Raw genomic sequence first — 21,792 nt, forward strand, 5'->3', positions numbered from 1 at the left:
CAATAACCTCTAAGATACTTGTTTAATAGGAATATCGCCAACGGACACTTTCTTGAAGTTCCACTCCCAATGCGCAGCGTCGACTTCTACAGGTATCATGTCGATGCAATCTACAGGGCAGGGGTCGACGCATAAATCACAACCGGTACATTCATCGACAATGATTGTGTGCATCTGTTTGGCGGCTCCTAAGATTGCGTCTACTGGACACGCTTGGATACATTTCGTACAGCCAATGCATTCATCTTCCCGAATGAAGGCAACTTTCTTTACATCTTCTACACCATGCGCGGCATCAAGTGGAATAGCTTCAACACCCATAAGGTCTGCTAGTTCTTTTATCGTTGCTTCGCCACCAGGAGGACATTTGTTTATGACATCGCCATTGGCAATAGCTTCAGCATAGGGTTTGCATCCTGGATAGCCACACTGTCCGCACTGCGTCTGTGGCAGTATGGCGTCAATCTGTTCAACGAGTGGATCGCTTTCGACTTTGAACTTAATTGCGGCAAAGCCTAACAAAGCGCCGAATACCAGCGCTAAGAGAGCGACCATAAATAATGAAAACACCGTCAACATTACTTAATTAATCCTGTAAAACCCATGAATGCAAGCGACATGAGGCCTGCTGTAATCATGGCAATAGAAGCCCCTTTAAATGGGGTAGGAACGTCAGCCGCTGCCAAACGTTCACGCATAGCGGCAAATAGCACCAAGGCCAGCGAGAAACCGAGAGCAGCACCGAAGCCGTAGATAATGGATTCGATGAAGTTGTGTTGTTCTGTAATATTTAAGAGTGCAACACCCAAAACAGCACAGTTAGTTGTTATTAAGGGTAAAAATATTCCCAAAAGGCGATATAGGGTTGGACTCGTTTTATGTACAACCATTTCAGTAAATTGCACTACAACAGCGATAACCAAGATAAAACTTAAGGTTCGCAGGTACTCAATACCCAAAGGTGTGAGGATGTAAGTTTCGACCAAATAGCTCGACATCGACGCAATTGTTAATACAAAGGTCGTCGCCATTGACATACCAATCGCGGTCTCTAATTTGCCCGACACACCCATAAACGGGCACAGGCCTAAAAATTGAACAAGAACAAAGTTATTTACTAACACTGTTCCTATGAGTAGCAGAATGATTTCTGTCATTTATACTGAATTCAACGTTTTAACTAAAAGATAGAGAGATAAATCTAGGTAAACAGACCTAGGTCGTATAAACCTTATTAAAGTATAGTTTTGCTGTGTTTTTACTGCTAAAAACTACATTTAGATTTGTTTGGGTGATTATCGCTTTTTCTAAGCAAATTAACAACTTGATTTGTTTTGAAGGTGTGCAGAATTTTGTACTGAAATTGCAGTGTGAAGTGGCTCCCCCTCCCCGACTCGAACGGGGGACCTGCGGATTAACAGTCCGTCGCTCTAACCAACTGAGCTAAGGGGGAACAGGTCTTACTATGACTATCATTAAAAGTGGCTCCCCCTCCCCGACTCGAACGGGGGACCTGCGGATTAACAGTCCGTCGCTCTAACCAACTGAGCTAAGGGGGACCTGCTTTTAACGGATGCGCATATTAATGAGCGAAGGCTTTCCTGTCAACAATGATCTGAGGTTTTTTCAGTTTAATTTTCGATTGTTTATTAAGTAAACAAGCTAATTCTCTTATCCGTTTTGTACTTTTGATGCTTTGCAGAAAGTAGTTTTCTATTTAAAACACGCTAACTGGCTGATAAGGATAGTATTTAAATATCGAGTAGATCGTCGTATTGAGTAGGTAAAAGTGCATAAGACTTAAAATACCAATATTTTAATATATTTAGATGAATAAGTTATTAAAATTACTTTGACCACTGTTATTATAACCAGTGTTTCATAAAAGTGTAACCTAACTGTTTTGTCCCTAAGGTTAGTAGTGACTTACATAAAAATTTGGCAAATGCTCGACACTGAGCGTCATTATTAGGGCGCAATCACTTATCCACTAGATCTGTGGATAAGTATGTGAATGAAATTGGTAAAAAATGAGTTACAAACATCTTATCGTTGTCAACAAAAATAACTAAGATTCTAAAAAAATAAAATTTATCAATTAAAACATGTGTTTATGGTTTTTTTGTTATTTTGGGTAATTCTTACGTTGACATAGGTGTCGGAGTTTGAAACCTGTGTATTAATTCAAATGATGACAAAGCGAATGACAATTGTGACATTTTATTGACGTTTTTTTGAACCGTTTTCAATAGCTTGTCAATAAATGGGGCTATAAGCTCGGGTATGAAAAAATGTGGTTAAAAAGTCGGCATGACAGAAGTCATGAAATAAAATTGAAAATATAAATCTAAATACTCATAAAAAACATACAATGAAGGCGACCATACAGTTTGTGTTGAAAAATTATCGCAATATTATTTTTCTGAGAGAAAGCAAAGCTGATAGCCCCAATTAGTAAAAAAGAGAGCTTGTGACTAAAACGATAAAACACAACGATATGCTGTCCGGAGATATCAAAACAACTTTGAGGCGAATGACCGTTCCCATGATATTTGGGATGGTTATGTTAATGACCTTTAGCATAGTTGATACTTTTTTCGTCAGTATGCTAGGTACCGAACAGCTCGCCGCGATCAGTTTTACTTTTCCAGTTACATTCACTGTTATTAGTCTGAACATCGGTTTGGGCATTGGTACGTCTGCCATAATTGCAAAGTATATTGGAGGCGGTGACACGGCCAACGCAAAGTCTATTGCTACGGGGGCTTTAATGTTGGCGGCCTTATTGGTTGGGGTTCTATCCACCATAGGTTTCTTTTCTATAGAGGCAACTTTTTCCCTGATGGGTGCCAGCGATGAGCTGATGCCTTATATCAGTGCCTATATGGCTCCTTGGTATCTTGCTGGTGTGTTTCTGGCTATACCAATGGTTGGCAATGCGGTTCTTAGGGCGTTTGGTGACACTAAAACCCCGAGTATTATCATGGCAGCCGGTGGTGGTATTAATGCATTGTTGGATCCCATCCTCATTTTTGGTTGGGGGCCGATTCCGGCTATGGGTATCCAGGGAGCTGCGATTGCTACCGCGATTGCTTGGGCAGTGAGTGTGTTTTGGATTATCCATCTGCTAGCGGTAAAAAGGCAGCTCATTGAAACCCGGCTCTTATCATTTGCTGAATTTATTGTTGCTGCTCGGGGTGTATTGAAAATTGGTCTCCCGGCGGCAGGAGCAAATATGTTAACCCCAATTGCTGGTGGCGTAATGACAGCTGTTGTCGCCACGTATGGCGCCGAGGCTGTGGCAGCTTGGGGTGTCGGAAACCGTTTAGAATCTATAGCGAGTATTATCGTGCTCGCGCTATCTATGTCATTGCCACCATTTATTAGTCAGAATTATGGGGCAAATCAGTTCTCGCGGATAAAACAAGCGTTTGATATGTGCGCAAAGTTTGTTGTTGCGTGGCAATTGTTTGTGTTCATCGTGTTGGCTCTATGTGCACCTTGGATTGCTGCCGTATTCGCTGAAGAAGCCAGTGTGGCAAGAGACATTCGCTTATTTTTATTGATAGTACCTCTTGGATATGGCTTACAAGGTATCATTATTCTTGCCAACTCCTCTTTCAACGCAATGCATTTACCCATGTCTGCGTTGATACTCAGTATTCTCAGACTATTCGTGTGTTATGTACCTATTGCATGGCTAGGAAGCTACCTATATGGCTTGGAAGGGTTGTTTTGGGGGTGCGTCGTCGCGAATTTATTTACTGCCTGTATTTCTTATTTTTGGTTTAAGCAAAATATCAAAAAAGAAATTGAGCAAAGTCCTGTTTTACCAATTGTAGAAAGTGATTGATCATGTCGAAAGGTTTTAATTTAGTTTCAAAATACAAGCCCGCAGGGGATCAACCAAAAGCGATAGAAGGCTTGGTGGATGGTCTCGAATCAGGTTTGGCAAAACAAGTTCTGCTTGGCGTTACAGGTAGTGGTAAGACTTTTACTATGGCGAACGTGATATCAGAAGTTCAACGTCCAACCCTCATTATGGCGCATAACAAAACGCTAGCGGCACAGCTATACGGGGAAATGAAGGAATTCTTTCCGGATAACGCCGTTGAATATTTTGTTTCATACTACGATTACTATCAACCTGAAGCATACGTGCCAAGCACAGATACTTTCATTGAAAAAGATGCGTCGATTAACGACCATATCGAGCAGATGCGTTTGTCTGCAACGAAAGCCCTTATGGAAAGACGCGATGTTGTGATTATTGCGTCAGTCTCAGCAATTTATGGTTTGGGTGACCCTAAGAGTTATATGAAAATGTTGTTGCATTTGCGCCAAGGCGACACGATGGATCAACGTGACATCTTAAGGCGACTTGCAGAGCTCCAATATAAGCGTAACGATATTTCCTTCGAGCGAGGTACTTTCCGAGTGCGCGGCGATGTTATTGACATTTTTCCAGCGGATTCTGAGAAACAAGCAGTGCGCATTGAACTATTCGATGAGGAAATTGAAAGTTTAAGCCTATTCGATCCACTTACTGGTGCGGTAGATAAAAAAGTAGTCAGGACCACCGTTTTCCCCAAAACGCATTACGTTACTCCAAGAGAAAAAATCGTTGCTGCAATTGATCGGATTAAAGATGAGTTAAAAGAACGAAAAGAGAATTTAAAAGCCAATCATAAGCTGATTGAAGAGCAACGCATTAGTCAGCGTACTCAGTTCGATATCGAAATGATGTTAGAGCTTGGTTATTGTTCAGGTATAGAAAACTATAGTCGATATTTATCTGGTCGTGCGCCAGGAGAGCCACCACCAACCTTACTCGACTATTTTCCAGCAGACGGTCTTATATTTATCGATGAGTCTCACGTTACCGTTTCTCAAATTGGTGCAATGTATAAAGGAGACCGTTCGCGCAAGGAAACACTGGTGGAGTTCGGTTTCAGATTACCATCGGCTTTGGATAATAGACCTTTGAAGTTTGAGGAATTTGAACATATTTCTCCGCAAACCATTTATGTGTCGGCAACGCCAGGTAATTATGAATTAGAGAAGTGTGACGGTGACATCATAGAGCAAGTGGTAAGACCGACAGGCTTAATAGACCCAGAAATCGAAGTGAGACCTGTGGCTACTCAAGTAGACGATGTTCTGTCTGAAATTCACCTTCGGGTTGCCTTGAATGAGAGAGTGCTGATTACTACGCTGACGAAAAGGATGGCGGAAGACTTGAGTGAGTATTTGAATGAACATGGCGTAAAAGTCCGTTATTTACATTCTGATATTGATACAGTGGAACGGATAGAGATTATTCGAGACTTACGCATTGGTAAATTTGATGTTTTGGTTGGTATCAACTTGCTGCGGGAAGGTCTTGATATGCCCGAAGTTTCCTTAGTCGCTATCTTAGATGCAGACAAGGAAGGTTTCCTTCGAGCGGAAAAGTCGCTCATCCAGACAATTGGCCGTGCTGCCCGACATTTAAACGGGAAGGCAATTCTGTATGCCGACCGAATTACGGGTTCAATGAAAAAGGCAATGGATGAAACCGATCGTCGGCGAAGTAAACAAGTTGCTCATAATGAAGCGAACAACATTACGCCACAGCAGTTGAACAAACCGATTACAGACATTATGGATTTGGGAGACACGAATCATCCGGCTTCTGGAAAAGTGAGGTTGCGCAAAGTTGCAGAGAAGGAGAAAACCTATAAAGCAATGACGGCGGGCCAACTAATGGAGAAAGTCAGTGCGCTTGAAAAGGAAATGTTTGAGTATGCGCGGGACTTGGAGTTTGAAAAAGCAGCGAGTCTACGAGATGAAGTTGAAACACTTCGAGCTGAAATATTAAAGCTCTCTTAGATGCGATTCGACATTCCCACTAAATATAGGAAATACTGCATCATTCATATTATTTATTAAGGGTTTAGGCGCTTTTCATTGTATGAATTTTGCTGTATTGTATCCAATTAGATACGCTTTTATATCATATCTCGCCACAAGAAGACTTTGAGGTGAGGGACTTAAATGCGGTCAACTGCAGGTGCTTACAGCGCTAGCACGGAAGTTGGCAACATTCTTATATGTTGCGGTTTACGGATGAACACAGATAAACATGTAGTCACGCTCATCACTTGGTTTCATCTTGTTTATGCGTCTTTAAATGGACTAATATTATTCATAAGCGTTCTAGTTATGCGAATTTATAACAAATACGTTGTAATGACTCACGTCTTTGAATAGTATGTCGATAAGTTGTATGGGCAAGTATACCTAATGCGGTGGATATATGTTAAATCGTTTACAAGAATCTGATATCAAACTCCTACGAGTCTTTTACGCTGTTGCTTCCTGCAATGGTTTTACTGCAGCTGAGCCAGTGCTTAGAATGCAGCGTCCAAATATTAGTGCTGCAATCAAAAAATTAGAAGAACGGTTAGATTTGGTGCTTTGTCACCGAGGTCGAGGCGGTTTTCAAATGACGAAAGAAGGCGAGGTCGTATTTCAGGAAACAAAACGTATATTTAACGCGTTTGATAACTTTGTGTTCAATCTAAAAAGTTTACACGATGATTATAGTGGTCACATTACGCTTGTCTTGATGGCTGGCTTAGCGACGTCGATGCAGTTGGCAGTCAGTAAAGCTGTTAAGAGCACGATGAAGAAATTCGATGATATTCACGTCAATATACAAACGCGACTGTATAACGAAGTAGAGCACGTTGCTCTGTCTGGCGAATGTCATTTGGTCTTATCTACCTATGACATGGTGAAGCCTGAATCAGTGACGTTCCATCCAACAGGTGTTCACTGTAAAGGACGCTTATACTGCGCGCCAACACATCCACTTGCCAAATACAGAGAAGCTGATGCGCTTCCAGATAATATGCGAATCGAAGACTTTCCTGCTATCGGTATGTCAGGTTTGTCGTCAGTCAATTACATCAACGGTGAAAATCGTTTAGCAATCCAGACTTTCTCTGACTCTTACGACGTTTGTATGGCAGCGGTAATGACTGGCGAGTATGTAGGTTTGCTTCCGGATTACATCGCGAAAGAGCAGGGCGCAGCAACGGGGTTAGTCCCGATCTGTAAAGGTAGCTTATTCGAATTCAGCCATGAGTTGTTTGTAATGAATGGTAAAAATACTCGATTGAATCCTGTATTGCGCCACTGTATCAAAGAATTAGAATACTTTATTTCCGAAAGTCAGAAGTAAAGTAGATAGTACGTTAAAAAGCCAGCTTTTTGCTGGCTTTTTTTATGCTTCGTATTCAAGCGGATCTTGTACACCATTTTCAGCGAAGGCTTCTAGTCTCTCTTGACATGCACCGCAACGACCGCAAGCTTTTTCCCTGCCATTATAGCAAGTCCAAGTGTCTGCATAGTTGAGACCCAATTTAAGGCCGTCAGTTAAAATGTCGATTTTGCTCGACGCTAAATATGGCGCTCTTACCTCGACAGCCTGATAATTAGCAATTTTACAAACAGCATTCATTGCTTCAACAAATTCAGTTCTGCAGTCTGGATAAATGGCGTGATCACCCGAATGAGCTCCAAAGTAGACAGCTTCAGCTTCAATTGAAACAGCATAGGCAACAGCCATCGACAACATCATCATGTTTCGGTTTGGCACCACTGTCGACTTCATACTGGATTCTTCGTAATGTCCTTCTGGTACATCAATATTATCCGTCAGTGACGAGCCACTGAGAAGTTGATTGACGGTACTAATATCGACTACTTTGTGCTCTATATTGTGTTTCTTACACACACCGCTAGCGAATTCGAGCTCTTTGCTATGCCTTTGACCATAATCAAATGAAACAGCATAAACGTCATAACCTTCTTGTATTGCCTTATTGAGCACGGTGAATGAATCCATACCACCTGAATATATTACGACGACTTTCGCTGACATTGCATTTCTCCTGTAAAAAACGGTGCTGATTCTATACGAACCCTGTTAAAATCCCAAACAGAAATGCAGAAATAAGAGAGTATATGCAACAAGCAAGCTTAAAAGTGAATGAAGTGTTTGAGTCTTTGCAAGGTGAGGGCTCATACACTGGGGCACCTTCAATATTTGTCAGACTTCAAGGCTGTCCAGTGGGGTGTTCTTGGTGCGATACTAAGCATACATGGCAAATTAATTTAGAAGATGAAAGTAGTTCAGAAGACGTGATGGCTCAAAACTTTGAATCCTCACAGTGGTTTACTGTCACTCCAGCATCATTGTTCGATTTATTTTCTCAGCAAGGCTATGTCGCAAAACATATCGTGATCACGGGTGGTGAGCCTTGTATGTTTGATTTAAGAGACCTCACAGAGCTCGCGCATTCACTGGGTTACACAACACAAATTGAAACCAGTGGTACGTTCGAGATTTTGTGCTCAAGTAAAACATGGGTGACGGTATCTCCAAAGGTCAATATGAAGGGTGGCTATGAAATGCGGGAAGACGCATTGCTAAGAGCAAATGAAATAAAACATCCTGTGGCTATGCAAAAGCACATAGATGAGCTAGATTCATTATTAACGCTATTGCCTAAGGACAAACAACCTTTGATTTATCTGCAGCCTATCAGTCAACAAAAGCGCGCTACTGACTTTGCTGTGAAAACATGCATTCAACGAAACTGGCGTTTGTCTTTGCAAACTCATAAATTTATTGGACTCGAGTAGTATCATCTTATCAAATAGGAGCGTTTGTGGATCCTCAGCCTAATGAACAACTGTTTTTAAAAGAACTGTGCAATTTACTCATCAAAGGGGACTTTCATGACAGTCTTGCCTTTTTTCATTTCCCCTGCGTCGTCATGAACAATAATGAAAAGTACATATTTAATAGAGATCTTGAGTTAAAGCAGTGGTTAATGAACTATTGTCGACGACTTTCCCTAGCTGATGGTGAAGAACTAGAGTTTGTTGTAAAAAAAGCAGTACAAATGTCGCCAAAGGTAAAATTCTCTCAGCTTTATCTCAATGGTTTGTTAGTGGAATCCGAAGTGAATAAAATACAGCTTTCTTTTACTTTAGGGACCGATGAAAACAATGCACTTAAAATAATTGTGGTGGTTATTGATGATGCCTAAAAAGATACTGTTTATCGCCAGCTTAGTATTGTGTAGTGCTTTTTTGAAGGTGCAAGCAGCGACTTGGGTCGTCAGTTACCCGGGTGCACTCTATGAGGGTGATGAGCGCCATAAGTATCCTGAGGCTCTATTAAAGTTAGCTCTTGAAAAAACCGGCGTGCGCTATGAAATGCGCGCATCTTCTCGAGTTAAATACCAGTCCAAAGCACTGCGACAGCTGCGAGAAAATTTGGAAGTTAATGTGGTTTGGAGCATGACTGACAAGCAAAGAGAAAGTGATTTGCTGCCTATTCGTATTCCCATTACTAAGGGCCTTATCGGTTGGCGAGTCTTATTGAGTCATAAAAGTAAGCCGTTTTATGAAAAAGAAATTACATCAATGGAAGAACTTCTTGTCTATTCTCCGGTGCAAGGTGTTGATTGGCCTGATACTAAAATACTGCAAGCAAATGGCTTCAATGTCTTGGCTGCTCAGAACCACGTAGAAGCGGCTAATCTTATCTCCCGACAGCAAGCAGATTTTTACCCGCGCTCTGTAATTGAAGTATTACCTGAACTCAGCGCAGAAAATGCCGATCCAGACGTGCTCCTCAAGCCCGGAGTTGCTTTGCATTATAAAACGGCAATGTACTTTTTTGTGAATAAACGTAATGTAACGATGGCTCGCTTGCTTGAGGTCGGCTTACAAAGAGCGATTGAAGATGGCAGTTTTGATGCCTTGTTTTATGAGTATCATGGTGAGATGCTAGACAAAATAGCATTAGATGAGCGTCTTCACTTTGAACTTGAGAATCCTCTGTTACCCATTAATACACCTGTCTATGATGCCGATTATTGGTATCAACCTGCTCAGTCTGCAGCGAAAAGAGAGGACGCTAGGCAATAAAAAACGGCAAAGGTAATAGAACCCATGCCGTTTTGTGTTTACTCTGTTGCTTAGGCCAATTAGCCTTTAAACTCACCGCCATGCACGTTTTTCATTGAACGACCTGAGGGATCTGCTGCTGCTTTAAAGCTAGCATCCCACTCTAAGGCTTCAACCGTACTACAAGCAATTGATTTGCCGCCAGGTACACATTTAGCAGCACTTTCTTGTGGGAAGTAGTCTTCAAATATAGTGCGATAATAATAACCTTCTTTCGTGTCCGGTGTGTTAATTGGGAAGCGGAATTCAGCTGTTGCCATTTGCTGGTCAGATACTTCTTGCTCAACGAAATCGCGAATAGAGTCTATCCACGAGTAACCAACGCCATCACCAAATTGTTCCTTCTGGCGCCATAGGACTTCTGCAGGCAAGTAGGTTTCATCATCAAAGGCCTTTCGCAATATCCACTTTTCCATGCGGCCATCGACACACATTTTATCTTGTGGGTTTAAGCGCATTGCGACGTCCATAAAGTTTTTATCCAAGAATGGAACACGAGCTTCTACACCCCATGCACTTGTCGACTTGTTGGCTCTTGCACAATCGAACATATGCAGCCGGTCTAGTTTGCGAACAGTTTCTTCATGCAGCTCTTTGGCATTAGGCGCCTTGTGGAAGTACAAGTAACCGCCAAAAATTTCATCCGACCCTTCACCTGATAGCACCATTTTGATGCCCATCGCTTTAATTTTACGAGTCATCAAGTACATAGGGGTGGCTGCACGAATAGTAGTAGTATCGAAGGTTTCAAGGTGGTAAATCACATCACGAATAGCATCCAAACCTTCTTGGATCGTAAAGTGGATTTCGTGGTGGACAGTGCCAATCATGTCCGCTACTTTCTTCGCGGCAAGTAAATCAGGCGCACCTTCTAAGCCAACTGCGAATGAATGCAGTCGAGGCCACCATGCATCACTTTGGTCACCATCTTCAACCCGTTTTGCCACATATCGGGCGGCAACAGCGGAAACCAAAGAGGAATCGAGGCCGCCAGAGAGCAGAACAGCGTAGGGGACATCAGACATTAAATGAGATTTTACCGCTTTTTCAAAGGCGGCCTTTAAATCATCTAGGTTGGTTTCGTTATCTTTTACTGCGTCATACGACATCCAGTCACGTTGGTAATACTTCACGAGTTTCCCGTCAGTGCTATCGAGATAATGTCCTGGTGGAAATTCCTGAACAGTCTTACAGACCGGTACAAGCGCTTTCATCTCTGAAGCAACATAGAAGTTACCGAATTCATCAAAACCGGTATAAAGTGGAATAATGCCTATGTGGTCGCGGGCAATCAGATAAGTATTCTTTTCTTCGTCATAAAGCACAAAGGCAAACATACCTTCTAACTTATCAATAAAGTTAACGCCCTCTTGTTGGTATAGAGGCAATATAATTTCGCAATCGGATTTCGTCGCGAATTCATAAGGTGATGAAAGGCCTGCTTCTAAATCTTTGTGATTATAGATTTCGCCATTGACGGCTAACACTTGATTACCATTATTACTGATGAGGGGCTGAGCGCCAGTATCGACATCGACAATAGCGAGTCTTTCATGACATAAAATAGCGTTGTCATTATGCCAAATGCCTGACCAATCGGGGCCGCGATGGCGTAAAAGTTTTGATAATTCGAGTGCTTGTGTGCGCAACTCAGACACATCAGTTTTGATATCAAGGATACCGAAAATACCACACATAGGTTGGTTCGCCTTTTCTTGCTAGGTTATTAGATTGGGTTATCGTTTTCTGTCGATATAAGGTAGGTATGTGGAACTAATGTTCGCGTTTATTATTATTTATGTTACCTCGGTATTGAATGTGCCATTTTGAGTAGAAAATGCAAGCCTTTTCTGCGCCAAAGCAGGAATTTGTTAGCCCTTGCATCAAGCTATGATTATTATGAAGCGAGGGAACTAAAAAATTTCATTCATGCACAAATCAAAATCGAAGAGGGTAAGGCTTTTTGGCCATTTCCGAAGGGCAAAAAAATAGCCTCATGTGAGGCTATTTAAGTCTTATTTTCATGTCGTCAGCTTATCGCTGAAACTCACTTGTTGGTGCCCATTTTGGCCAATCGTCAGAGTTTGCGATGTCATAACCGACCTCAAACAACATTTGAGTATCTTCTTGAATGCCACCAAAGTCCCAACCTTCACGGAATTGGTCACACACTTGATGGTAACACCCTCTAACAACTAAATTCGTTTTTTTACGATAGTCAGCAGTCGCTTCATCAATTGGCTCGCTACCTCCTTTTGCATACAACGCAGGTACGCCTAGTTTTGCAAAACTGAAGTGGTCAGAGCGGTAATAGTAGCCTGCTTGTGGTGTGTCTTCTTGGGTTAATACACGGCCTTGGCGTTTGACTGCCTTGTCGAGGTAGGTTTCAAGTTCGGACTTGCCCATGCCGATGACCGCAACATCTTTTGTTCTTCCAAGCACATTCATCGCATCCATGTTGATGTTTGCAACCGTTTTATCCAAAGGGATGACGGGGTTTTCTGCATAATACTTCGAACCAAGCAATCCTTGTTCTTCAGCGGTGACAACTAACATGCTCACTGAACGTTTCGGATTTTCATTTAATTTTGAAAAGGCTTCTGCCATCGCTAAGATCGCAGCTGTGCCGGTCGCATTATCGTGTGCGCCGTTATAGATTTGGTCACCTTCTTTAGTTTCATCGGTACCCAAGTGGTCCCAGTGTGCGGTGTAGATAATATGCTCATCGGGCTTTTCTGAACCGGGAAGGGTCGCTAGGACATTATAACTTTTTGATTTTTCAAAATCGTTCTTCACGGTAACTGATGCTGTCAGATTCAGTGGCTCTGAATAAGCACCTTGGGCTGCGTAGTCTTTTTGCTCATCAAAGTCTAAGCCTGCATCGGCAAAAAGTTTGACTGCCGCTTCGCGAGAAATCCAACCTTCTACGGCAACGCGACTAGCACCACCATCTGGGGTGACTAAACCGTACTGAGGGCCACTCCAACTGTTCGCAACAACTGACCAGCCATAAGACGCTGGCGCAGTTTCATGTACGATGAAAACGGCTTCAGCACCTTGTCTGCTGGCTTCTTCATACTTATAGCTCCAACGACCATAATAGGTCATGGTAGAACCTTGGAATAACTCACCTTCAGGGCTCGCAAAACCGGGGTCGTTGACTAAAACGATAACCGTTTTTCCTTTCACATCGATATCTTCGTAGTCATTCCAGTCGTATTCCGGTGCGTTAACACCATAGCCCAAGAAAATGACTTCTGAATCACTTAAGTTGATTTCAGAGACTTCGCGTTTTGAACCCGCTACCATGTCTTCTTTATAAGCGAGTTTATTTTCACCCAAAGTGAGCGTCATATCAGGGGATGCAGTAATTTGCATTAAGTCGACTTGTTGAAAAAAGCTATCTCCGTTACCCGGTTCAAAACCTACTTTGGTAAGCTCAGTAGTGAGGTAATCTAAGGTCATCTTCTCGCCAGGCGTTGTCGGTAGACGACCACCAAACTCATCTGAAGAGAGAGTTTTCGTATGTTGTTTGAGGGTCTCCGTGCTGATACTGTTATACACTTCCTCAAAATTGTTTGCTTGAGGCGCTTCTGATACAGCTTCTTCACTTTGCTGTGAGCATGCACCCAGACTGAGCAGCATTGCGGCTGACAATGCCAAAGTGAAACCTGATTTCTGTCGAATCATTTCGTGTTCCTTATTGTTATTTTTGCTTACTTATTGAATATCGTCTTACTTGTTGTGGCACAATATAACAAACATCTGACGTGAATAAACTAGACAAGACAATAACCGTGACATTTTCTGACATAAATCGCTTAAATTCTGCTCCGCTCAATCAATTAGCCTCTTATTACTCCCCTGAAATGAAGCCTGAGAATCAAATAAAGGCGTCAATGATTGAGAGGAAGGGAATTGACTGCAAAATAGACAGTTTGCTGACTGCTACCTATTTAAATAAAGTGGCACAAGAGACTCAGTCGAATTGTCAAAAGCGATTTGTCTGCCAAGATCAATTGAGCAATGATCCGCGCTATTATGAAGAAATTATATTTGAAGATAATGTAATACCAACGCGAGCAGGCACGTGGCACGATTTCTTTAATGGTCTTATGTGGTTAAGTTTCAACAAGACTAAAGCTTATATGAATCAATTGCATATAGAACAGAGCAAAAAGTATGGGCTTGTGCCACGCACAAAAGTTAGGAATCACGTCACCCATTTTGACGAATGCGGTCTTGTGCTTTTCATTCATGGCGACACCTTACTCAAGTCTTTACATGCCTACTTTTCAGAGCAGAATTGGGAGGCAATTTTTATCTCTTTAAAAGCGCACTGGCATAAGCAAATAATGCCTGTTGTGATCGGCCATGCAAATTATGAGATGTTACTCAACCCGTTTATTGGCCTCACTGGTAAGGTCTTATTAGTGTCTACACCAGAGTCTTTGCTTGATAGTAAGAAAACAAATGGTGAGCTGAGAGCATGGCAGGATCAGCGAGTTGAGTATGATCACTTATTGCACAAGCACTTAATCGAAAATGCGGTTTTTGAGCAAAATAAACCGTTCTATCCCTTGCCAATTCTAGGAGTACCAGGATGGCATTATGAGGCCCAAACCTTAGCATTTTACGGCAACAAGCGATATTTTATGCCGAAGCGCCGACCTTAGACATACGGATGCTTCGGCCGGCAGGCTTACCGTAGGCTCGCGAGCAATGTTAAAAACGCAATTAAGATAATACTCGGTATCGTTGCCACAATATACGCTTTGTTGCGGCTGAAATTAGTCCATTGTTGCAAGCATGAAGCACCGAGAATAATGCCCCAAATTCGGTCGACTCGTATTTCATTCATCACACTTAACCAAGGGTTTGTAATATCAAGGCCAAGTATAAAGCTCATAGAAAGAGGAGCCATTGCTGAAGGTGATAATTGGCTCCCAGGCTCGGTCATCACTAAAATGGCTAAGGAAACAACTGCCCCAATAATGTATGGCATCATCGTCCACCATTGAACGCCATACCAATCCATAAAACTATGAATACTCTTGTCGTCGTTTCTGGTCACAATGGTATAGTAGAGCGCTGAAATAGCAGAAACAATCACCAACATCACAGGTGTTAGGTAGAGCGCGCTGCTTTTTGCAGACTCTGCAGTACCCATGTAACTTCTCTGCATTTCTAATTCAGCAGGGCTAGCATTGGGGGCAAGCACACTCAATTGCGCATCGACATACCAAGAATAGTCAATGACGCCAAAATATAAATACGCTGGCAGACAACTGATCACAGCGATTAAAATGAACGGTAACCACGACCAGTTATCTTTTACCGCAAGCGCTTTGAACACTTCTGAAGGCCGGATGAATATATCGTTACATGCCTGTATGGGGTTGGTAACTGCGTTCGAGTTATTGTGGTCGTTTTGCATTTCGCTCATCAGGGGTCCGTTCTTGTGTATGTTGAATGGAAAGTATTCAATGTATTGGAAAACAACTCAAGCGAAAAACTGAATTTGTAGCAATTTGAAACATTTAAAGCTCCTACCACTGTATTTTGCCTTCGCTTTTGACCCTAATATGACTTAGTCTATGCGGTATAAAAATAAGGCAAGCTCTCGCATGCCAAATAATAACAAGAATTTGATAAGGACATGAGTGTGATTGAAATAAACAAACTCGCTAAGAAATTCAAAGTAGAAAACCCCAAAAAGCTCAGTGAGCAAGACAAAAAAGACCCCCGTTTGCAAGGACGATTCTTCCACTCAGTGAAGGAAGTGAGTTTTGCTTGTCAAAATGGTCAAGTGCTTGGTTTATTAGGCCCCAATGGTGCAGGTAAAACCACCACTTTACGAATGTTGTCTACGGCATTACAACCCGATAGTGGGAGTATTGAAATAGGGGGCATTGATATTCTTCAAAATCCAGTAGAAGCGCGTCGCCAAATCGGTTTTTTGTCGGGTGGCACTGGCCTTTATGGGCGTTTGAGTGGCCGTGAGAATATTGCATACTTCGGTCAGCTAAACGGCATGAGTCCGAAAGAAATTGATAAGCGTATCAGTGAGCTTTCAGAGCGCCTAGATATGGATACTTTCCTCGATCGTCGCAGTGAAACGTATTCAACTGGGATGAAGCAGAAGGCGTCTATTGCCCGCTCAGTCATACACTCGCCAAAGGTTGTCATTCTGGATGAGCCAACGACGGGCTTGGATATAATGGCGACTCAAACCGTACTGAACTTTATTCGTGATTTGAAGAGCCAGAATGTACCAGTTATCTTCTCGACCCATCATCTAGACGAGGTCTCAGAGCTATGTGATATGGTCACCATCATTGATAAAGGTGAGACGATGTTTGATGATACATTCGATACCTTCAAGGCCGTTGCCGGGCCTTCATTGCATGAGGCATTCTTAGAGTCTATTGGACATAACAAAAACAATAAGCCAGTGGCACAGGGAGAATAATGATGTGGTTAGTATTCCAAAAAGAAATTAAAGAGCTCCTTCGAGATCGCAAAACCTTGTTTTTTATGATCGCGCTGCCGATTCTGTTGTTTCCCTTAATCATTGGGGGAGCTATCTATGTTGGCTCTAAAGTGGTCGAAGGGGCAAAAACAGAAGAACGCTCTTTTGCTATTATTGGTGGTGAATATAGCAGCGAATTCACTCAGAAACTCAACGATGTTGAGCAATTTAAACTAGTTGAATTGCCTGCTGATATTGACACGAAAGAGGAAATCACAGCCTATGTGAAGGCAGACAATGTTGATTTCGTCATTGAAATCCCTGAAAACTACAGTCGCGATGTACTAACAAACGGTAAAATTGTACTGACGCTTTACCGCAATCAAGCAGGCTTAGCCGTCGTTGAAAGTGTGTTAAACAAGATTGTGGATGAATTTTCAGAAGAGTATCAAAACGTCGCTTTTGAAAACCTCACATTAAACGAAGAGCAACAAAAAAGTCTGTTAGAACCTATTAAGATTGAACAAGTCAACGTTGCTGATGAGCGAGAGACACAAGGTGAGAATATCGGTGGGCTTATTCCTTACTTTATCTTTATGTTGTGCTTACAGGGCGCAATGTTGCCAGCCAGTGACCTTGGTGCAGGTGAAAAAGAACGAGGCACACTCGAGACATTGTTGATCACACCCATTGAAAGAAACAAAATTGTATTGGGTAAGTTTTTTACTATTGCTTTTGCTGGGGTGACCTCCGCGCTGGTGACAGTATTGAGTATTGCGATATGGACGACCGTACTGAGTCAAGGTGCGGCAAACGAAGTTGTCATGAAGTTTATGTCTTCTATTGGTGCTATTGACTTTATTCTCGTCTTTTTGATGTTAGTGCCTGTGGTTGCTATTTTTGCTGCGGTCTTACTTACCTTATCAATTTACGCAAGGTCATTTAAAGAAGCACAAGGGTATATGACGCCTTTGGTTTTTGTTGTCATCATTCCTGTGATTTTCGCCATGTTACCTGGGGTTGAATTAAAAGGAATCTGGGCATGGGTGCCATTAACCAATGTCGCATTGGCAATTAAAGAGCTTATTAAAGGCACCATGGACTACGTGCAGCTATTTGCTATATTTGGGTCAACAGCAATTATTGCTGGCGGCTTGTTAGCATTCTGTATCCATTGGTTTAAACAAGAGAAAGTCTTGTTTAGATAAGTTTGGTATCACGAATAATAAACAGCCCTGTCCACTGACAGGGCTGTTTTGTTTCCAGTCATCAATTTCAAATTCCCTTCACGACGCAAAATCTATCCTCTTGAGTAGTCGTACATTTGTTTTTTCTTTGGCATAATGCTCGCCCTTACGCTTTTGCATGGATCTAGCTGTATTTTAATGATTGATATCGCCGACTTTTTTTCAAACCCGGGACCACTCGCCGACGTTATTCCAGGTTTTAGCCCTCGTGCTGCACAAACTGAAATGGCAGTTGCTGTCGCTGATACCATTAAAGATAAGGGCTCTCTCATTGTTGAGGCTGGAACAGGCACGGGAAAAACCTTTGCCTATTTAGCGCCCGCGCTGCTGTCAAAAAAGAAATTTATCGTTTCTACGGGGACCAAAAACCTGCAGGAACAATTGTTTCACCGCGATTTGCCTGTTGTTAAAAAAGCGATAGATAAAACAAAAAAAACAGCTTTGCTAAAAGGTCGTTCAAATTACTTGTGCTTGCATCGTTTATCACAGCATGGCGGTGGGAATACCTTACTCGAGAAAGAGGTGTTAAATGAGTTTAGTTCGGTACGTCGATGGGCGGAAACGACGAATACAGGCGATATAGGTGAACTGAAAACGATTAAGGAAGACGCCAAAGTCTTGCCTATTGTTACGTCGACGGTTGATAACTGTTTAGGTAAAGATTGCCCAAGTTATGAAGACTGTTACTTGGTTCAAGCCAGAAGAAAGGCCATGGAAGCTGACGTGATTGTTGTCAATCACCATTTGTTCTTTGCTGATCTTGCATTGAAAGACACCGGGTTTGGTGAGTTGGTGCCTGAAGTCGACGTCGTGATTTTTGATGAAGCTCACCAAGTACCAGATATCGCTAGCGAATATTTTGGTGTGAATATTTCTAGTCGGCAGATCCAAGATTTAACAAAAGATATTATAGCTATACAGCGAACTGGGCTGAAAGATGCTGACCAACTCGGTAAGGTTGCTGAAAAGTGTCAGTTGCATATGGCTGATTTACGCATGCTTTTTCCGCACAACCCTGCACGAGGTAATTGGCTGGAAAAATTAAAAGAGACAGATGTCTCTAAACAGATTGAAATTATAAAGCAAAACTTGAAGCAACTGGCTGAAGTAGCCATAGTTCAGCAAGGCAGAGATAAAGATTTAGACTTAATGATTGAGCGCATTGTCGACTTCATGGAGCGCTTGGATAAAGTGACCGATGACAGCAGCAACGGGGTGAGTCTATGGTATGAAACTACGCCAAGACATGTCGTTTTGCATCTCACGCCATTAAGTATCGCAGATAAGTTTTCTGGGATTATGGAATCTCAGAACTCTGCATGGGTATTTACATCCGCCACGCTTATGGTAGATGAAAACTTTGATCATTATCGTCAGTTGATGGGGCTTTTCAATGCGAAAACGCTCTCACTAGATAGCCCCTTTGATTACGCCAATCAGGCGATATTGTGTATTCCTCGCTTTTTACCCGAACCGAACGACAGGAGTATCAAGAGTAAACTTGTGGATATTGCATGTGGGTTAATTGATGCTAGTAAGGGCCGCGCTTTTATTCTGTTCACGAGTCACGCGATGATGCGAGAGGTTGCTGAACTGGTTGAAGAGAAAATTGAAAATCAAATTTTGGTTCAAGGAAGTACGACAAAGCAAGCATTATTAGACGAGTACCTGCGCGATCAGCAAGCTGTGCTGTTTGGCACCGGAGCTTTCTGGGAAGGGGTCGATGTAAAAGGTGATGACTTATTGTGCGTAATGATAGACAAACTGCCTTTTGCTTCTCCTGACGATCCTTTGCTTCAAGCGCGAATAGAAGACTGCAAGAAACAAGGTGGCAATGCTTTTGCTCAAATTCAGATCCCACAAGCAGTCATAACACTTAAGCAGGGAGCAGGGCGCTTAATTAGAGATGAAACCGATAAGGGTGTATTGGTTATTTGTGATAATCGTTTAGTTACTAAACAATATGGCCAGACATTTTTGAGTAGTCTGCCAGCCATGAAACGAACTCGCAGTTTAGAAACTGTATATGACTTCCTACAACAGATTGATTAAACCATGAAAATTTTAGCTATTGATACTGCCACTGAAGCCTGCTCTGTCGCATTGATGATAGACAATAAAATAGATGATATTTTTGAAATATGTCCGCAGCAACACAGTCAAAAAGTCTTGCCGATGATAGATACTTTGTTAAAACGGCATAATATCAAGCTCAAGGAGCTGGATGTCATTGCATTTGGTCGTGGGCCGGGCAGTTTTACAGGCGTTCGTATTGCGACTGGTATCGTGCAAGGTTTAGCTCTCGGAGCTGACCTTCCAGTGGTAGAAGTATCAACATTAGCAGCAATGGCGCAGCAAAACTATGAAGAACATGGTTTCACTCGAACCCATGCATTGATCGACGCGCGGATGGCTGAAGTTTATGTGGGTGACTTCGAAGTCGTGAACGGTGTCGTAGTTGCCTTACAGGATGAGGCAGTGTTGTCGCCTACAGAGGCGCTCAAAAAATATGCTACTACAAGCACTAGTAAGGGTGTTACCATTGGGAAAGTAGGGACAGGCTGGGACGCATATCCAGACGAACTGAAGCAAAAAGAAAAAGAGCGTGAAGTGGAGTCGATTAAGGTGCTGTATCCCTCCGCAAAGTTCATGTTGTCGATAGCTATGCAGTCACTTGAATCCGGAGATATAAAGTCTGTAGACGATTTATCGCCCACCTATTTGAGAGATAAAGTGACGTGGAAAAAGCTGCCAGGTAAAGAATAGCCTTAAAGGTGAGTGAGTGGATACAGCGAATATCAACAATACTAGTGCTATTTATATTAGCAAAGATGCGGTTCAAACAACGCAAGATAAGCCACTGCTGCGCCGCAGAGACTTTGATAGCGAGCAGCAAAAAGCTGCGCTTATCGAAGGCGAACAACTCGAGTCAACAAAATTAGTCGTTGGAAATGAAGAAGTGTTTCAGCGTGCTGAAGACTTCAAGCAAACTAGTAACTACGACGACACTGTCAATCTCCGTGTCAGGAAAGAGCTCGAATTGTATCAAAGCATCGACAAGCAAAATCAACGGGAAGATATTTCTCAACTGCTCGGTGTCGATATCTTTGCTTAAACGTAAAGTCGCGTTTGCCATCTTGTTCTGAACTGTTGTCGCTTTTATTGGTCAAATTTTGCGATATAGTAGTATCAATGAATAGTGATTCGTTAAGTGTTCAGTTATTGACTCACTCGCTGTTGAAAGACGAAAAAAAATACATACATCAACGATATGTAAAAAAATAAATACAAAAAATCAGTACCCACTGACTAATATGCAATACTCACTGGGAGTAAATATATGCCTTCTATTTTCAAAGTTTCCATTGCCGCACTTGCCCTGACTTTGGGTGGCTGCGCTATCTATCCTGACCCTATCGATATTGGAGAAGAAGTTGAACTCGTTAGTTATGAGACGATTGTCAATGGCGATCAGGCCGGCGTTGGTTTAAAAGCCCGTTGGGGCGGTGAAATTGTGGCCGTAGTCAATAAAAAAGACTATTCGGAAATCGAAATCCTACATTACCCAAACAACCATTATGGAAAACCAAGATTATCATCGGAGAGTGCTGGCCGTTTTAAAGTTAGAGTACGTGATTTTATTGACCCACTTGTATTTGAAAAAGGCCGATTAGTGACCTTTATTGGCGAGCTAGGTGAACCTGCCGAAGGTTTGATTGGAGAGCAAGCATATGTATACCCTGTGCTGATTGCAGATGGTTATCATATGTGGAAAAAAACAGTTGATTACGAAGTAACCGCTTTCTCTTTTTCTCCATTTTCACCTTACTGGGCATTTGGTCCGCGCTATGGCTATCACCGAGGTTGGGGATTTCATCATCACAGTGGCACCGTTCGCGTGAAAGTGAAAGATGGTGCATCGGGAACTGTTGAAGCATCGCGACCTGTGGGACCATCTCAGGGTGATATTACGCAAGATCAGCCCGCCAGAGGCACTCAAGAGAAATAACTCAGCATTATTGCTTTGCTTGTTCTCGAAATAAG

Annotated in this window: 19 protein-coding genes and 2 tRNA genes; 13 read left to right on the forward strand and 8 right to left on the reverse strand. The window is 42.3% G+C overall.

The features are described from left to right. Positions 1-9 precede the first annotated feature (9 nt). From rsxB to RM556_RS08515, 4 genes are all read right to left on the reverse strand, one after another. Positions 10-579 carry an electron transport complex subunit RsxB gene (gene rsxB, locus RM556_RS08500; RefSeq protein WP_311374382.1) on the reverse strand — a complete coding sequence of 190 codons (570 nt, stop codon included), beginning with the start codon at positions 577-579 and terminating at the stop codon, positions 10-12. Continuing rightward, positions 579-1,157: an electron transport complex subunit RsxA gene (gene rsxA, locus RM556_RS08505; protein ID WP_311361734.1), complete on the reverse strand. Its 579-nt coding sequence runs from the start codon at positions 1,155-1,157 to the stop codon at positions 579-581. The genes rsxB and rsxA overlap by 1 nt, the downstream gene beginning before the upstream one ends. 219 nt (positions 1,158-1,376) lie before the next feature. Further along, positions 1,377-1,453: transfer RNA gene (locus tag RM556_RS08510), tRNA-Asn, on the reverse strand. A 29-nt stretch (positions 1,454-1,482) separates the two neighbouring features. Then, positions 1,483-1,559: transfer RNA gene (locus RM556_RS08515), tRNA-Asn, on the reverse strand. A 938-nt stretch (positions 1,560-2,497) separates the two neighbouring features. Between RM556_RS08515 and RM556_RS08520 the strand changes: the two genes are divergently transcribed. From RM556_RS08520 to RM556_RS08530, 3 genes are all read left to right on the forward strand, one after another. Continuing rightward, positions 2,498-3,853: an MATE family efflux transporter gene (locus RM556_RS08520; protein ID WP_311361750.1), complete on the forward strand. Its 1,356-nt coding sequence runs from the start codon at positions 2,498-2,500 to the stop codon at positions 3,851-3,853. 2 nt (positions 3,854-3,855) lie between these two features. After that, a complete protein-coding gene (gene uvrB, locus RM556_RS08525; protein ID WP_311361735.1) occupies positions 3,856-5,871 on the forward strand; it encodes an excinuclease ABC subunit UvrB in 2,016 nt (671 codons plus the stop codon). Positions 5,872-6,298: 427 nt separating this feature from the next. Then, positions 6,299-7,228, forward strand: coding sequence for a LysR family transcriptional regulator (locus RM556_RS08530; protein ID WP_311361736.1), 930 nt, complete (start codon positions 6,299-6,301; stop codon positions 7,226-7,228). Between the two features lie 42 nt (positions 7,229-7,270). Here RM556_RS08530 and queC read toward each other — a convergent pair whose 3' ends face one another. After that, positions 7,271-7,930, reverse strand: coding sequence for a 7-cyano-7-deazaguanine synthase QueC (gene queC / locus RM556_RS08535; protein ID WP_311374383.1), 660 nt, complete (start codon positions 7,928-7,930; stop codon positions 7,271-7,273). A gap of 83 nt (positions 7,931-8,013) precedes the next feature. Between queC and queE the strand changes: the two genes are divergently transcribed. Genes queE through RM556_RS08550 form a run of 3 tightly spaced genes read left to right on the forward strand, consistent with a single transcriptional unit; the run spans position 8,014 to position 9,990 of the window. Beyond that, positions 8,014-8,694 (forward strand): 7-carboxy-7-deazaguanine synthase QueE, encoded by a 681-nt coding sequence (gene queE, locus RM556_RS08540; RefSeq protein ID WP_311360700.1) that lies wholly within the window; start codon positions 8,014-8,016, stop codon positions 8,692-8,694. 26 nt (positions 8,695-8,720) lie between these two features. Continuing rightward, complete coding sequence (locus RM556_RS08545) at positions 8,721-9,104, forward strand: hypothetical protein (protein WP_311360699.1); 384 nt, start codon at positions 8,721-8,723, stop codon at positions 9,102-9,104. Then, positions 9,094-9,990 carry an amino acid ABC transporter substrate-binding protein gene (locus RM556_RS08550; RefSeq protein WP_311374384.1) on the forward strand — a complete coding sequence of 299 codons (897 nt, stop codon included), beginning with the start codon at positions 9,094-9,096 and terminating at the stop codon, positions 9,988-9,990. Before RM556_RS08545 ends, RM556_RS08550 begins: the two co-directional genes overlap by 11 nt. Positions 9,991-10,049: 59 nt before the next feature. Here RM556_RS08550 and asnB read toward each other — a convergent pair whose 3' ends face one another. After that, positions 10,050-11,726 carry an asparagine synthase B gene (gene asnB / locus RM556_RS08555; protein ID WP_311360697.1) on the reverse strand — a complete coding sequence of 559 codons (1,677 nt, stop codon included), beginning with the start codon at positions 11,724-11,726 and terminating at the stop codon, positions 10,050-10,052. 337 nt (positions 11,727-12,063) lie between these two features. Beyond that, positions 12,064-13,719, reverse strand: a complete 1,656-nt coding sequence (locus tag RM556_RS08560; protein WP_311374385.1) for a M28 family metallopeptidase — start codon at positions 13,717-13,719, stop codon at positions 12,064-12,066. A gap of 107 nt (positions 13,720-13,826) precedes the next feature. On the opposite strand from RM556_RS08560, the gene RM556_RS08565 reads away from it, so the two are divergent. Then, a complete protein-coding gene (locus tag RM556_RS08565; protein WP_311374386.1) occupies positions 13,827-14,705 on the forward strand; it encodes a DUF3025 domain-containing protein in 879 nt (292 codons plus the stop codon). A 26-nt stretch (positions 14,706-14,731) separates the two neighbouring features. On the opposite strand, the gene RM556_RS08570 is transcribed toward RM556_RS08565, so the two are convergent. After that, positions 14,732-15,475, reverse strand: a complete 744-nt coding sequence (locus RM556_RS08570; protein ID WP_311374387.1) for a YIP1 family protein — start codon at positions 15,473-15,475, stop codon at positions 14,732-14,734. Positions 15,476-15,694: 219 nt separating this feature from the next. On the opposite strand from RM556_RS08570, the gene RM556_RS08575 reads away from it, so the two are divergent. From RM556_RS08575 to RM556_RS08600, 6 genes are all read left to right on the forward strand, one after another. After that, positions 15,695-16,501, forward strand: coding sequence for an ATP-binding cassette domain-containing protein (locus tag RM556_RS08575; protein ID WP_311360693.1), 807 nt, complete (start codon positions 15,695-15,697; stop codon positions 16,499-16,501). Positions 16,502-16,503: 2 nt separating this feature from the next. Next, on the forward strand, positions 16,504-17,709 hold the full coding sequence (locus RM556_RS08580) for an ABC transporter permease (protein ID WP_311374418.1): 1,206 nt from the start codon (positions 16,504-16,506) through the stop codon (positions 17,707-17,709). A 177-nt stretch (positions 17,710-17,886) separates the two neighbouring features. Next, positions 17,887-19,800, forward strand: coding sequence for an ATP-dependent DNA helicase (locus RM556_RS08585; protein WP_311360692.1), 1,914 nt, complete (start codon positions 17,887-17,889; stop codon positions 19,798-19,800). Between the two features lie 3 nt (positions 19,801-19,803). Then, positions 19,804-20,514, forward strand: coding sequence for a tRNA (adenosine(37)-N6)-threonylcarbamoyltransferase complex dimerization subunit type 1 TsaB (gene tsaB, locus RM556_RS08590; protein ID WP_311374388.1), 711 nt, complete (start codon positions 19,804-19,806; stop codon positions 20,512-20,514). Positions 20,515-20,530: 16 nt separating this feature from the next. Further along, positions 20,531-20,863 (forward strand): hypothetical protein, encoded by a 333-nt coding sequence (locus tag RM556_RS08595; RefSeq protein ID WP_311360690.1) that lies wholly within the window; start codon positions 20,531-20,533, stop codon positions 20,861-20,863. Positions 20,864-21,088: 225 nt separating this feature from the next. Then, the gene (locus tag RM556_RS08600; RefSeq protein WP_311360689.1) at positions 21,089-21,757 is read left to right on the forward strand and encodes a Slp family lipoprotein; all 669 of its coding nucleotides are present in this window, start codon (positions 21,089-21,091) and stop codon (positions 21,755-21,757) included. Positions 21,758-21,792: the final 35 nt, after the last annotated feature.

Source organism: Alteromonas sp. W364 (assembly GCF_031846205.1).
In the GTDB taxonomy this organism is placed as follows: domain Bacteria; phylum Pseudomonadota; class Gammaproteobacteria; order Enterobacterales; family Alteromonadaceae; genus Glaciecola; species Glaciecola blandensis.

Coding starts and splice junctions, on each gene's coding strand:
- rsxB (WP_311374382.1), bottom strand. CDS start 579: ATGTTGACGGTGTTTTCATTATTTATGGTCGCTCTCTTAGCGCTGGTA.
- rsxA (WP_311361734.1), bottom strand. CDS start 1,157: ATGACAGAAATCATTCTGCTACTCATAGGAACAGTGTTAGTAAATAAC.
- RM556_RS08520 (WP_311361750.1), top strand. CDS start 2,498: ATGCTGTCCGGAGATATCAAAACAACTTTGAGGCGAATGACCGTTCCC.
- uvrB (WP_311361735.1), top strand. CDS start 3,856: ATGTCGAAAGGTTTTAATTTAGTTTCAAAATACAAGCCCGCAGGGGAT.
- RM556_RS08530 (WP_311361736.1), top strand. CDS start 6,299: ATGTTAAATCGTTTACAAGAATCTGATATCAAACTCCTACGAGTCTTT.
- queC (WP_311374383.1), bottom strand. CDS start 7,930: ATGTCAGCGAAAGTCGTCGTAATATATTCAGGTGGTATGGATTCATTC.
- queE (WP_311360700.1), top strand. CDS start 8,014: ATGCAACAAGCAAGCTTAAAAGTGAATGAAGTGTTTGAGTCTTTGCAA.
- RM556_RS08550 (WP_311374384.1), top strand. CDS start 9,094: ATGATGCCTAAAAAGATACTGTTTATCGCCAGCTTAGTATTGTGTAGT.
- asnB (WP_311360697.1), bottom strand. CDS start 11,726: ATGTGTGGTATTTTCGGTATCCTTGATATCAAAACTGATGTGTCTGAG.
- RM556_RS08560 (WP_311374385.1), bottom strand. CDS start 13,719: ATGATTCGACAGAAATCAGGTTTCACTTTGGCATTGTCAGCCGCAATG.
- RM556_RS08570 (WP_311374387.1), bottom strand. CDS start 15,475: ATGAGCGAAATGCAAAACGACCACAATAACTCGAACGCAGTTACCAAC.
- RM556_RS08580 (WP_311374418.1), top strand. CDS start 16,504: ATGTGGTTAGTATTCCAAAAAGAAATTAAAGAGCTCCTTCGAGATCGC.
- RM556_RS08585 (WP_311360692.1), top strand. CDS start 17,887: ATGATTGATATCGCCGACTTTTTTTCAAACCCGGGACCACTCGCCGAC.
- tsaB (WP_311374388.1), top strand. CDS start 19,804: ATGAAAATTTTAGCTATTGATACTGCCACTGAAGCCTGCTCTGTCGCA.
- RM556_RS08600 (WP_311360689.1), top strand. CDS start 21,089: ATGCCTTCTATTTTCAAAGTTTCCATTGCCGCACTTGCCCTGACTTTG.